Here is a 12227-nt window from a genome sequence, read left to right on the forward strand (position 1 = left end):
TGTCCTGTTACGTCAGTATGTCAGTGTGAATTGGCAGAAACCAGCAGAAAAAACTGAGAAGTGGGGCGGGAAGGGCTCCCGCCCGAGGGAAAGGCTACGCGCCAGGCTCGAGCATCCCGCTCGCGCTGCGTTTCTGGCTGAACTGCCACCACAGGGCAAGGAGCGTCATAAAGCCCACCGCGCCGAGCATCATCCACGGGAGTTCGGGCTGGTTTAACGCTTTGCCGGCGTCAAACAACCAGCCGCCACCGGCGTAACCTAATGCGCCGCCAAGCGCCAGCCCCAGCCGGCTGAAACCCATATAGCTCCCGCGTGCACGCGCATCCGCAAGCGAGGCGCTTAGCGTTTCACGGGCAGGCTCGGCGATGATCGACCCTATGTAGAACGTGCAAATCAGCGTAAACAGCTGCTGGAGAGAGTTCACCAGGCCGATCGGCATCATGCTCAGCGTCATCAGGAACAGCCCAGCCATCAGGCGATGCTCCAGACGAAAACGCCGCTCGCTCCAGCGGGCTATCGGATAGAGCAGCGTCAGGGAAAGTGCGGCTTCAATGGCGTACATCCATTTAACTGCCGCAGGCGTGCCCGCAATGTCGTTAACCATGATCGGCAGCATCAGCATGACCTGCACAGCCAGCATGTAGTAGCCCGTCAGGGTCAGCACATAGGTGACAAAACGTTTGTCGCGCAGGACGCGGCCAAGCCCTTCCCGGACCGGCGCTTTGACCGTCGACAGTTTCCAGGCGGGCAGGAACAGGCCATTAAACAGCGCGCACAGAATAAAGAGCACCGCCCCCGCCGCGCAGACCAGTCGGAAGTCATACTGCAGCAGCCAGCTTCCCAGCAGGGCGCCGATAACCGCCCCGGCACTGTCCTGCATCATCAGAATCGAGAAGAAACGGCCTCGATGCTGCGGGCGAATCAGCTTCACCACCAGCGCGGTGCGTGGCGGATCGAACAGCGTGCCACCGATACCGGAGAGGAAACAGGAGAACCAGAGCAGCCAGGGTTCCTGGGCGACCGCCATCGTGGCAAAGCCTGCCGCGCGCAGCAGCATACCGGTAACGATCATCGGCTTAGCGCCAAAGCGGTCGGCGATGGCCCCGCCAAAGACCCCCAGGCCCTGCTGGACAAACTGGCGTAACCCCAGGGCAATGCCAACCATTAATGCCGCCCAGCCCATCTGATCGACAAAGCGAATCGATATCAATGGAAAAACGACAAAAAAGCCGAGCACGACCAGCATGTTATCGACGAGCAGGAAATATTTACCCAGGCTCCTGGCCTGTGATACGCGGGACATTTTCCCTCCAGGGAAAATAAGAAGGTGAGCACGCTAACATTCTGCGGTGTCGCCGCGTTTTTTCCCACCCCTGGGCGTGACAATATTTTTTTATCAAAAGGGTGCTTTGATAGAGAGTTCTCATCGAAAATAATGAAAAGAGGGCAAAATGGTATGTCACTGTTTTCACAGACGGCGCGGGCGCAGGTATAGTAAAGCTAATGGGTAAGCAGAAGTGACGGGAAGGAGTGGTATCGATGTTTGGCTATCGCAGTAATGTGCCAAAAGTGCGTCTGACAACGGACAGGCTGGTCGTTCGTCTGGTGCATGAGCGTGATGCCTGGCGTCTGGCGGATTATTACGCCGAGAATCGCCAGTTTTTAAAACCCTGGGAACCCGTTCGGGATGAGAGCCATTGTTACCCTTCCGGCTGGCAGGCGCGCCTCAGCATGATTACGGAATTTCACAAGCAGGGCAGCGCGTTCTATTTCGCGCTGCTGGATCCTGAAGAGAAAGAGATTATCGGGATCGCCAATTTTTCAAACGTGGTGCGGGGATCGTTTCACGCCTGCTACCTTGGCTACTCCATCGGCCAGAAATGGCAGGGGCAGGGGCTGATGTACGAGGCGTTAACGGTGGCGATCCGCTATATGCAACGCACGCAACATATCCATCGCATCATGGCGAACTATATGCCGCATAATCAGCGCAGCGGCAATTTGCTGGCGCGTTTAGGGTTCGAGAAAGAGGGTTACGCTAAAGACTATCTGCTGATAGACGGAGAGTGGCGCGACCACGTTCTGACGGCGTTAACCACCCGGGACTGGACCGCAGGTCGTTAAGGAGAAAAGATGAAGTATCAGCTAAACGGTACAGAAGCGCGCGTGATTGGGTGCTTACTCGAAAAACAGGTCACCACGCCGGAGCAGTATCCGCTCTCCGTCAACGCCGTGACCATGGCCTGCAACCAGAAGACCAACCGCGAGCCGGTGATGAACCTCAGCGAGCATGACGTTCAGGACGTGCTGGATGCGCTGGTAAAACGCCACTATCTGCGCACCGTCAGCGGCTTTGGCAACCGCGTGACCAAATACGAACAGCGCTTTTGTAACTCCGAATTCGGTGACCTGAAGCTGAGCAGTGCGGAAGTGGCGGTCATCACCACGCTATTGCTGCGCGGGGCGCAGACGCCGGGGGAGCTGCGCACGCGTGCTTCCCGTATGCATGAGTTCAGCGATATGCAGGAGGTCGAGCAGACCCTGGAAGGGCTGGCTTCTCGTGAAGACGGCCCATACGTGGTGCGTCTGGCCCGCGAGCCGGGCAAACGTGAAAGCCGCTATATGCATCTGTTCAGCGGCGACGTCGATGTCGCTACCGTGGAGAGCGACGAGGGATCCTCAGCAGGCAATGACGGTCTTGCCGCACGCGTAGAGGCGCTGGAAGACGAGGTCGCCGGGCTGAAACAGCGTCTGGATGCGTTGCTGGCACATTTGGGAGACTGACGGTGAAAAAATTACGCGTAGGCGTGGTGGGGCTGGGCGGCATCGCGCAGAAAGCCTGGCTGCCTGTTTTAGGTGCGGCGACGGACTGGACCCTGCAAGGGGCATGGTCACCCACCCGCGAAAAGGCAGAACGTATCTGCGAAACCTGGCGCATTCCGTATGCCGCCTCCCTGCAGGATCTGGCCCGCGAGTGTGATGCGGTTTTTGTGCATACCTCAACGGCAACCCACTATCAGGTGGTGAGCGAGCTGCTCAATGCGGGGGTTCACGTCTGCGTGGATAAACCGCTGGCGGAAAATGTTCAGGATGCCGAACGGCTGATTGAGCTGGCCGCGCGCAAAAAACTGACGCTGATGGTGGGCTTCAACCGCCGCTTTGCGCCGCTTTATCAGCAGCTGAAGGCGCAGTCGGGCACGCTCGCCTCGCTGCGGATGGATAAGCACCGCACCGACAGCATTGGGCCTAACGATCTGCGCTTCACCCTTCTGGATGATTATCTGCACGTTGTGGATACGGCGCTGTGGCTGAGCAACGGTAATGCACAGCTGAAAAGCGGTACCCTGTTGACGAATGACCAGGGGCAGATGGTCTATGCGGAACACCACTTCGCCGTTGAGCATCTTCAGATTACCACCAGCATGCACCGTCGGGCGGGAAGCCAGCGTGAATCCGTGCAGGCGGTGACCGACGGCGCGCTGTATGACATTACGGACATGCGCGAGTGGCGGGAAGAGAAGGGCAACGGCGTGGTGACGCTCCCGGCGCCAGGCTGGCAGAGTACTCTGGAGCAGCGCGGTTTCGCAGGATGCGCCCGCCACTTTATCACCTGCGTGCAAAATCAGACGGTTCCTGAAACGTCCGGCGAGCAGGCCATTCTGGCGCAGCGCATTGTGGAAAGGCTCTGGCGCGAGGCCATGAGCGAATAACTCGCTGTAACATCTGCGGATAGTAATTCGTTGAAATCCGGTTAGACTAAGCGCCGCTTGTTGGCTTTGCCGGGTGGCGCTTACGCTTACCTGGCCTACAAATCCGTATGGTTCTGGAAATTCACGTTAATGAACTTATTAAAATCGCTGGCGGCCGTCAGCTCGATGACCATGTTTTCCCGCGTGCTGGGTTTTGCGCGCGACGCCATTGTGGCAAGGGTATTTGGTGCGGGGATGGCCACGGACGCCTTTTTCGTCGCGTTCAAATTGCCGAACCTGCTGCGTCGTATTTTTGCTGAAGGGGCGTTTTCTCAGGCATTCGTGCCTATTCTGGCGGAATATAAAAGCAAGCAGGGTGAAGACGCGACGCGCGTCTTTGTTTCTTATGTCTCCGGGCTGCTGACGCTGGCTTTGGCGGTGGTGACCGTACTCGGTATGCTGGCCGCGCCGTGGGTAATTATGGTGACCGCGCCCGGTTTTGCCGATACGGCTGACAAATTTGCGCTGACCTCGCAGCTGCTGCGCATTACTTTCCCCTATATTCTGCTCATCTCGCTGGCCTCGCTGGTGGGGGCGATCCTGAATACCTGGAACCGCTTCTCTGTTCCGGCGTTTGCGCCGACGTTTCTTAACGTCAGCATGATCGGTTTTGCCCTGTTCGCCGCGCCGCACTTCAACCCGCCGGTGCTGGCGCTGGCCTGGGCGGTCACCGTCGGCGGCGTGCTGCAGCTGGCGTACCAGCTGCCGCATCTGAAAAAAATCGGCATGCTGGTGCTGCCGCGCATCAATCTCAAAGATGCCGGGGCGATGCGCGTGATCAAGCAGATGGGGCCCGCCATTCTCGGCGTCTCCGTCAGCCAGATCTCGCTTATCATCAACACCATCTTTGCCTCTTTCCTCGTGTCCGGCTCGGTTTCCTGGATGTACTACGCCGACCGTCTGATGGAGTTCCCGTCCGGGGTGCTGGGCGTGGCGCTGGGGACCATCCTGCTGCCGTCGCTGTCGAAAAGTTTTGCCAGCGGCAATCATGATGAATATTGCCGCCTGATGGACTGGGGTTTACGTCTCTGCTTCCTGCTGGCCCTGCCAAGCGCGGTGGCGCTGGGTATTCTGGCTAAACCGCTAACGGTGTCGCTCTTCCAGTACGGGAAATTCACCGCCTTTGATGCCGCTATGACCCAGCGCGCGCTGATTGCCTACTCGGTCGGATTGATGGGGCTGATTGTCGTCAAGGTGCTGGCGCCCGGGTTCTACTCGCGTCAGGACATTAAAACGCCGGTGAAAATTGCGATTGTTACGCTGATTATGACGCAGCTGATGAACCTGGCGTTTATTGGTCCGCTGAAGCATGCAGGCCTGTCATTGTCGATTGGTCTGGCGGCCTGTCTGAATGCCGGGCTGCTGTACTGGCAGCTGCGCAAGCAGGATATTTTCACGCCGCAGCCGGGCTGGGGGAGTTTCCTGGTGCGTCTGATCGTTGCGGTACTGGTGATGGCTGCCGCGCTGCTCGGCATGATGTACGTGATGCCGGAGTGGTCCCAGGGCACCATGCCCTACCGTCTGATGCGGCTGATGGCCGTGGTGGGCGTCGGGGTGGTGGCTTACTTTGCCACGCTCGCGGTGCTGGGCTTCAAAGTGAAAGAGTTTGCCCGCCGGACGGCATAAACGCCAAAAGGGGAGTTCACCTTATGGTGCTCCCCGCTGCATGATTTGTCGCACAGGCTTCAAATCGAAATCTTTTTAACTCCCGCAATACGCGCAGTCGCCGTCTGACCATCCGCACCGTACAGTCCGGTTTCTTTATGCGGTTTTAATACCTCAAGCGCCTGCTGATTACGCTCAATCTGACCTTCAAGCAGCCAGCCGTTGTGCTGGTTAAGATCGCGCAGGTGCTGGGTTTTTTCGGTAATGGTTTGCCAGCGCTCAACAATATCGTCATTGGCGCTGCGCTTTGGATCTTGCTCAGCGCGGCGCTGTTGCTCCAGATAATCCAGCGTTGCCAGAAGCGAACTTTTGTCTTCAGTAATACGCTGCAGCGCGCTGCCGTTGATGTGACCGGAAGAGAGATGCTGCTGTTCAGCGTCCATTACCGTTTTCAGGTCGTTCAGGACAACCGTCATTTGATCCAGTATTTCTGACAGTCGACTCATACGGTTAGTTACTCTGTAAGAAGCTCTGTGCTTCCTGAATCAGGGCATCAGCAATTTTGCTGGTATCCATTTTCAGTTCACCGTTACGAATAGCCGTTTTCAGCGCTTCAACACGTTCCATATTGATATCGTTGCTGCCTGGCTGCATCAGTTTTGCCTGCGCGTCGCTCAGGGTTACGCTGGTGCTGTTGGACGTTGACGGCTTTTCCAGACGCGTTTTTTGCGTCGTCGCGTCATTCGTTTCGCGAGGTTGTACAGCGCTTACCGGCTTCAGGGCTGATGTACGATCAATGCTCATAGTGTTGTCCTCATCGAGGGTTCGCGGCGTTTGCGCCTGACATCATCATTAATGGAATATTTATCGGCACGCGCCGCAAAATCTTTAAAAAGATTATAGGTTAATCAGAATATTCCCATCAGAATCGACGGTTCCGCTCACCACCTGCCCTGAGGACATTCTGACGCGGGCATTTTGCGCCACCGCGGCATTGTTTAACGCTTTCCCTTCACTGTTGATGCTAAAGCCATCTCCGTTGGCCACGACCATCACCTGTTGACCCGCTTTTACCCGCCATGACTGACGCAGCATTGAGAGCTGTATCGGCTGGCCGGGGGCGACATCGCGCAGGCTGACGGCGTCCTGTGCCTGGTTCATTTCCAGCATGGTGCGTGGAGGCAGCTGATCCAGACGGCCGCGCTTTAACGTCACGCTGTTCGTCTGCAGCACGGTGCCGCGCGCAATGGGCACGGCGGCGACAACATAATTGCCCGTTGCCTGAACTGCAACCTGTAAATAGCGTTTTTCGTTGGCGCAGCGTGCCAGCACGTTCACATTCCCCCACAGCCTGGTGGTCCCCGTCACGCTGAATGACGGTTGGTCACAGGTCGGGTACAGATTCGGTGGGGTGCGCACGGTAACGTTAACCTCATCGCTAAAGCCCGCCAGCTTTTCAGCAAAAAAAGCCGTCAGCTGATTCTCTAAGCCTTCAGCCTGTACCAGGGGGCTAAACAGCAAGAAAGTTGCCATCAGGCCACGTTTTAACGTTTGCATCGCAAGTTCCACCGTTTCCAGAGTTGAATGAATTCTACCTGCAGTGGTTTTGCATCAACGCAATAAATAGCGACGCATTTTGCGCTTATTCCGTCGATAGGGGAGACCGGGTGAGATTTAAGCTGTGAACTGAAATTTTGCCATCAGCGGAGGAGACATGCTCGATAAACTCGACGCCGCGTTACGTTTTCAGCAGGAAGCGCTCAATTTACGCGCCCAGCGGCAGGAGATTTTAGCCGCCAACATCGCTAACGCCGATACCCCAGGGTTTCAGGCGCGCGATATTGATTTTTCCAGTGAACTCAAAAAGGTGATGGAGCGCGGACGTGCCGAAGGAACGGGTGTTGCACTTGCCATGACATCCTCTCGCCATATTCCTGCTCAGGCGATGACCGCGCCAGCGACCGATTTACTTTACCGCATTCCCGATCAGCCCTCACTCGACGGTAACACCGTGGATATGGACCGGGAGCGTACGCAGTTTGCCGATAACAGCCTGAAATACCAGACGGGCCTGACCGTACTCGGCGGACAAATCAAAGGCATGATGAACGTCCTGCAGGGGGGGAACTGATAGATGGCCTTGCTGAATATTTTTGATATTGCCGGTTCGGCATTAACCGCGCAGTCCAAACGCCTGAACGTGGCTGCCAGTAACCTGGCGAACGCCGACAGCGTAACCGGACCAGACGGCCAGCCGTATCGTGCCAAACAGGTTGTCTTTCAGGTCGATGCTGCGCCAGGCGCGGCGACGGGCGGCGTGAAAGTGTCTGATGTGGTAGAGAGCCAGGCGCCGGACAGGCTGGTGTATGAGCCGGGTAACCCGCTCGCGGATGCCAGCGGATACGTGAAGATGCCAAACGTGGATGTGGTGGGTGAGATGGTGAACTCCATGTCGGCTTCCCGTAGCTACCAGGCCAACGTCGAAGTGCTTAATACCGTGAAGAGCATGATGCTCAAAACGCTCACTCTCGGCCAGTAAAGGAGACATGCATGTCCATCGCCGTAAATGTGAATGATCCTACGAACTCGGGTGTTAATAACACGAAGAGTACGACGGGTTCTAACTCCCTCACCGGGAGCAATGCCTCCGATCTTCAGGGCAGCTTTCTGACGCTGCTGGTGGCGCAGCTTAAGAACCAGGATCCCACCAACCCAATGCAGAACAACGAACTGACCACGCAGCTTGCGCAGATCAGCACCGTTAGCGGCATTGAGAAACTCAACACCACCCTTGGTTCCGTCTCAGGACAGATTAACAGCGCCCAGTCTCTGCAGGCGGCAAGCCTGATTGGTCACGGGGTGATGATCCCGGGTACCACGATCCTGGCGGGCACCAGCACCACCGATGGCAACGCCACCACGACCACCACGCCGTTTGGCGTTGAGCTGCAGCAGCCAGCAGAGAAAGTTACCGCAACCATTACCGATGGCAACGGCACGGTCGTGCGCACCATTGATATTGGTGAGCTGAAGGCGGGCGTTCACACCTTTACCTGGGATGGCAGCCTGACCGACGGCACTAAAGCACCAAACGGATCCTACAAAGTGGCGATTAGCGCCAGCAACGGGACAACCCAGCTGGTGGCGCAGCCGCTGCAGTTCGCGCTGGTCCAGGGCGTAATTAAAGGTAGCGACGGCAACAAACTGGATTTGGGTACCTCTGGTACCACCACACTCGACGAAGTTCGGCAGATTATCTAAGCCCTAACACTTATCAGGAGTAAGTCATGGCCTTTTCTCAAGCGGTCAGCGGCCTGAATGCTGCGGCCACCAACCTGGACGTCATTGGCAACAACATCGCCAACTCCGCGACCTATGGTTTTAAATCCGGTTCTGCTTCCTTTGCAGACATGTTTGCCGGTTCCAAAGTCGGCCTCGGCGTGAAGGTTGCAGGCATCACTCAGGACTTTACCGACGGCACCACTACCAATACCGGTCGCGGTCTGGACGTTGCCATTAGCCAGAACGGTTTCTTCCGTATGGTCGATTCAAACGGCTCTGTGTTCTACAGCCGTAACGGCCAGTTCAAGCTGGACGAAAACCGTACGCTGGTGAACATGCAGGGTATGCAGCTGACGGGCTACCCGGTAGCGGGAACGCCTCCAACCGTTCAGACCGGTGCGAACCCTCAGGCTATCACCATTCCGAATACGCTGATGTCGGCGAAAGCCACCACCACCGCGACGCAGCAGATCAACCTCAACTCAACCGACCCTGTTCAAACTGCCCCGTTCGATGCGACTAACCCGGATACCTATAACAAAAAAGGGACCGTGACCGTCTTCGATAGCCAGGGTAACGCCCATAACATGTATGTCTACTACGTGAAGACAGCTAACAATAAATGGGATCTTTACACTCAGGACGGCAGCGTAGCAGGTTCTACAGCGACGAAAGCGGCGCAGATGAACTTTGATGCGAACGGTAACCTGGCGGGTGTCTATAACTACGACGCTGCGGGTGCACTGAGCGGAACGCCAAACGCCACGCCGGCCATCAACATCACCACCGGCTCTGTCGGCGGTGCGACGGCTGCGAATTTCTCCCTGAGCTTCCAGAACTCCATGCAGCAGAACACCGGCGCGAACAGCGTTGTGGCAACCAATCAGAACGGTTACAAGCCAGGCGACCTGGTCAGCTACCAGATCAACGACGATGGCACCGTGGTGGGTAGCTACTCTAACGAACAGTCTCAGGTGCTGGGCCAGATCGTGCTGGCAAACTTCGCCAACAACGAAGGTCTGAAATCGGAAGGCGATAACGTCTGGTCTGCGTCTCAGTCCTCCGGCGTGGCGCTGCTGGGTACCGCAGGCACCGGTAACTTCGGCAAGCTGACCAACGGCGCGCTGGAAGCCTCCAACGTGGATATGAGTAAAGAACTGGTGAACATGATTGTCGCGCAGCGTAACTATCAGTCGAACGCGCAGACCATCAAAACCCAGGATCAGATCCTCAACACGCTGGTTAACCTGCGTTAAGCGGCTAACAGGAAAGCGCAATGGATCACGCAATATATACCGCGATGGGCGCGGCAAGCCAGACGCTCAATCAGCAGGCCGTTACCGCCAGCAACCTGGCAAACGCCTCAACGCCGGGCTTTCGCGCGCAGCTTAATGCGCTGCGCGCGGTGCCGGTTGAAGGGCTCTCCCTGCCAACCCGTACGCTGGTGACGGCATCGACCCCTGGCGCAGATATGACGCCTGGGCAGATGGACTACACCTCACGCCCGCTGGACGTTGCCCTGCAGCAGGACGGCTGGCTGGCGGTGCAAACTGCGGACGGCAGCGAAGGCTATACCCGTAACGGGAATATCCAGGTGAGCGCGACCGGCCAGCTGACGATTCAGGGGCATCCGGTGATGGGTGAAGCGGGCCCGCTGACCGTGCCGGAAGGCTCTGAGCTGACTATCGCCGCGGACGGCACCATTTCCGCGCTGAACCCGGGCGACCCGGCCAACACCGTTGCGCCCGTCGGACGTCTGAAGCTGGTTAAGGCGGAAGGCAAAGACGTGCAGCGTGGCGATGACGGCATGTTCCGTCTGACCCAGGCGGCGCAGGCGACGCGTGGTGCCACGTTACAGGCCGACCCGAGCATCCGCGTGATGTCCGGCGTTCTGGAAGGCAGCAACGTTAAGCCGGTAGCCGCCATGAGCGACATGATCGCCAGCGCCCGTCGTTTTGAAATGCAGATGAAGATCATCAGCAGCGTGGATGAAAACGCGGGCAAGGCTAACCAACTTCTGGCTATGAGTTAACAGGACTCCTTATGATCAGTTCTTTATGGATCGCGAAAACAGGCCTGGACGCCCAGCAAACCAATATGGACGTGATTGCCAACAACCTGGCAAACGTGAGCACCAATGGTTTCAAGCGTCAGCGCGCCGTTTTCGAAGATTTGCTTTATCAAACCATCCGCCAGCCGGGCGCGCAGTCTTCTGAACAGACGACGCTGCCGTCGGGCCTGCAGATCGGTACCGGCGTTCGCCCGGTGGCCACCGAGCGCCTGCACAGCCAGGGCAACCTGTCTCAGACCAACAACAGTAAAGACGTGGCGATCAAAGGCCAGGGCTTCTTCCAGGTGCAGCTGCCTGACGGTACCTCTGCCTATACCCGCGACGGTTCGTTCCAGGTCGATCAGAACGGCCAGCTGGTGACGGCGGGCGGTTTCCAGGTTCAGCCTGCGATCACCATCCCGGCGAACGCCCTGAGCATCACCATCGGACGTGACGGTGTGGTCAGTGTGACCCAGCAGGGACAGGCCGCGCCGGTTCAGGTTGGGCAGCTCAACCTGACCACCTTCATGAACGATACCGGTCTGGAAAGCATTGGTGAGAACCTCTACACCGAAACGCAATCCTCCGGTACGCCCAATGAGAGCACCCCGGGCCTGAACGGTGCGGGCCTGCTGTACCAGGGTTATGTTGAAACGTCCAACGTGAACGTGGCGGAAGAGCTGGTGAATATGATCCAGGTTCAGCGCGCGTATGAAATTAACAGTAAAGCAGTGTCGACGACCGACCAGATGCTGCAGAAACTGACGCAACTCTAAGGTGTAGCCCGGTGCGGTAAACGCCGCACCGGCTCCCTGTTTTCGAAGATGAAGGCAATGCAAAAAAACGCGGCGTTTCGTTATCCGATACTGACTGTTCTGGCTGTCACCCTCAGCGGGTGTGCTTTGATCCCGTCTAAACCATTGGTCCAGGGTGCGACGACTGCCCAACCCGTTCCTGGCCCTGCGCCAGTGGTAAACGGCTCCATTTTCCAGACCGCGCAGCCGATTAATTACGGCTATCAGCCGCTGTTTGAAGATCGCCGCCCGCGTAATGTCGGCGATACATTGACCATTGTGCTGCAGGAAAACGTCAGCGCGAGCAAGAGCTCGTCGGCGAACGCCAGCCGCGATGGCAAAACCAATTTTGGCTTCGATACCGTGCCACGCTATCTCGAAGGGCTGTTCGGCAACGCGCGTGCTGATGTGAACGCGTCCGGCGGCAACACCTTTAACGGCAAAGGCGGCGCGAACGCCAGCAACACCTTCAGCGGTACGCTGACGGTCACGGTTGACCAGGTACTGGTTAACGGCAACTTGCACGTTGTGGGTGAAAAACAGATCGCCATCAACCAGGGCACTGAATTCATTCGCTTCTCGGGCGTGGTTAACCCTCGCACCATCAGCGGCACCAACACCGTTCCGTCCACCCAGGTGGCGGATGCGCGCATTGAGTACGTCGGTAACGGCTATATCAATGAAGCGCAAAATATGGGTTGGCTGCAGCGCTTCTTCCTTAATTTATCGCCGATGTAAGCGAGGTGA

The 12227-nt window shown here is 57.3% G+C and carries 15 protein-coding genes; 11 read left to right on the forward strand and 4 right to left on the reverse strand.

The window, feature by feature from the left end; translation table 11 throughout:
- Positions 1-94: 94 nt before the first annotated feature.
- Entirely contained in the window at positions 95-1303 is a 1209-nt protein-coding gene (gene mdtH, locus AB8846_RS01235; RefSeq protein ID WP_063144660.1) for a multidrug efflux MFS transporter MdtH, read from the reverse strand.
- Between the two features lie 236 nt (positions 1304-1539).
- On the opposite strand from mdtH, the gene rimJ reads away from it, so the two are divergent.
- From rimJ to murJ, 4 genes are all read left to right on the forward strand, one after another.
- The gene (gene rimJ, locus AB8846_RS01240; protein ID WP_008500822.1) at positions 1540-2124 is read left to right on the forward strand and encodes a ribosomal protein S5-alanine N-acetyltransferase; all 585 of its coding nucleotides are present in this window, start codon (positions 1540-1542) and stop codon (positions 2122-2124) included.
- A gap of 9 nt (positions 2125-2133) precedes the next feature.
- A complete protein-coding gene (locus AB8846_RS01245) occupies positions 2134-2784 on the forward strand; it encodes a YceH family protein (protein WP_370731829.1) in 651 nt (216 codons plus the stop codon).
- A 2-nt stretch (positions 2785-2786) separates the two neighbouring features.
- Positions 2787-3710, forward strand: a complete 924-nt coding sequence (locus AB8846_RS01250) for a Gfo/Idh/MocA family oxidoreductase (RefSeq protein ID WP_311390710.1) — start codon at positions 2787-2789, stop codon at positions 3708-3710.
- A 129-nt stretch (positions 3711-3839) separates the two neighbouring features.
- Positions 3840-5375 carry a murein biosynthesis integral membrane protein MurJ gene (murJ, locus tag AB8846_RS01255; RefSeq protein WP_331412650.1) on the forward strand — a complete coding sequence of 512 codons (1536 nt, stop codon included), beginning with the start codon at positions 3840-3842 and terminating at the stop codon, positions 5373-5375.
- Between the two features lie 59 nt (positions 5376-5434).
- Here murJ and flgN read toward each other — a convergent pair whose 3' ends face one another.
- The 3 genes from flgN to flgA all read right to left on the reverse strand — a co-directional run bounded on the left by flgN (position 5435) and on the right by flgA (position 6911).
- Complete coding sequence (gene flgN, locus AB8846_RS01260; RefSeq protein WP_025755834.1) at positions 5435-5860, reverse strand: flagella biosynthesis chaperone FlgN; 426 nt, start codon at positions 5858-5860, stop codon at positions 5435-5437.
- Positions 5861-5864: 4 nt separating this feature from the next.
- Positions 5865-6158 (reverse strand): flagellar biosynthesis anti-sigma factor FlgM, encoded by a 294-nt coding sequence (flgM, locus tag AB8846_RS01265; RefSeq protein WP_023335261.1) that lies wholly within the window; start codon positions 6156-6158, stop codon positions 5865-5867.
- A gap of 93 nt (positions 6159-6251) precedes the next feature.
- Positions 6252-6911 (reverse strand): flagellar basal body P-ring formation chaperone FlgA, encoded by a 660-nt coding sequence (flgA, locus tag AB8846_RS01270; protein WP_370731830.1) that lies wholly within the window; start codon positions 6909-6911, stop codon positions 6252-6254.
- A gap of 157 nt (positions 6912-7068) precedes the next feature.
- Between flgA and flgB the strand changes: the two genes are divergently transcribed.
- From flgB to flgH, 7 genes are read left to right on the forward strand one after another with little or no spacing between them, the layout of a single operon-like run.
- Positions 7069-7485, forward strand: coding sequence for a flagellar basal body rod protein FlgB (flgB, locus tag AB8846_RS01275; protein ID WP_023311135.1), 417 nt, complete (start codon positions 7069-7071; stop codon positions 7483-7485).
- A gap of 3 nt (positions 7486-7488) precedes the next feature.
- Entirely contained in the window at positions 7489-7893 is a 405-nt protein-coding gene (gene flgC / locus AB8846_RS01280; protein ID WP_008500814.1) for a flagellar basal body rod protein FlgC, read from the forward strand.
- 11 nt (positions 7894-7904) lie between these two features.
- Complete coding sequence (flgD, locus tag AB8846_RS01285) at positions 7905-8615, forward strand: flagellar hook assembly protein FlgD (protein ID WP_063144650.1); 711 nt, start codon at positions 7905-7907, stop codon at positions 8613-8615.
- 26 nt (positions 8616-8641) lie between these two features.
- A complete protein-coding gene (flgE, locus tag AB8846_RS01290) occupies positions 8642-9892 on the forward strand; it encodes a flagellar hook protein FlgE (RefSeq protein WP_331412647.1) in 1251 nt (416 codons plus the stop codon).
- Between the two features lie 20 nt (positions 9893-9912).
- Positions 9913-10668, forward strand: coding sequence for a flagellar basal body rod protein FlgF (locus AB8846_RS01295; protein ID WP_029740347.1), 756 nt, complete (start codon positions 9913-9915; stop codon positions 10666-10668).
- Between the two features lie 11 nt (positions 10669-10679).
- Positions 10680-11462: a flagellar basal-body rod protein FlgG gene (gene flgG, locus AB8846_RS01300; protein ID WP_008500810.1), complete on the forward strand. Its 783-nt coding sequence runs from the start codon at positions 10680-10682 to the stop codon at positions 11460-11462.
- A 57-nt stretch (positions 11463-11519) separates the two neighbouring features.
- Complete coding sequence (gene flgH / locus AB8846_RS01305; RefSeq protein WP_024909015.1) at positions 11520-12218, forward strand: flagellar basal body L-ring protein FlgH; 699 nt, start codon at positions 11520-11522, stop codon at positions 12216-12218.
- Positions 12219-12227: the final 9 nt, after the last annotated feature.

The sequence above is a fragment of the Enterobacter sp. KB-221C9 genome (genome assembly GCF_041320715.1).
In the GTDB taxonomy this organism is placed as follows: domain Bacteria; phylum Pseudomonadota; class Gammaproteobacteria; order Enterobacterales; family Enterobacteriaceae; genus Enterobacter; species Enterobacter asburiae_D.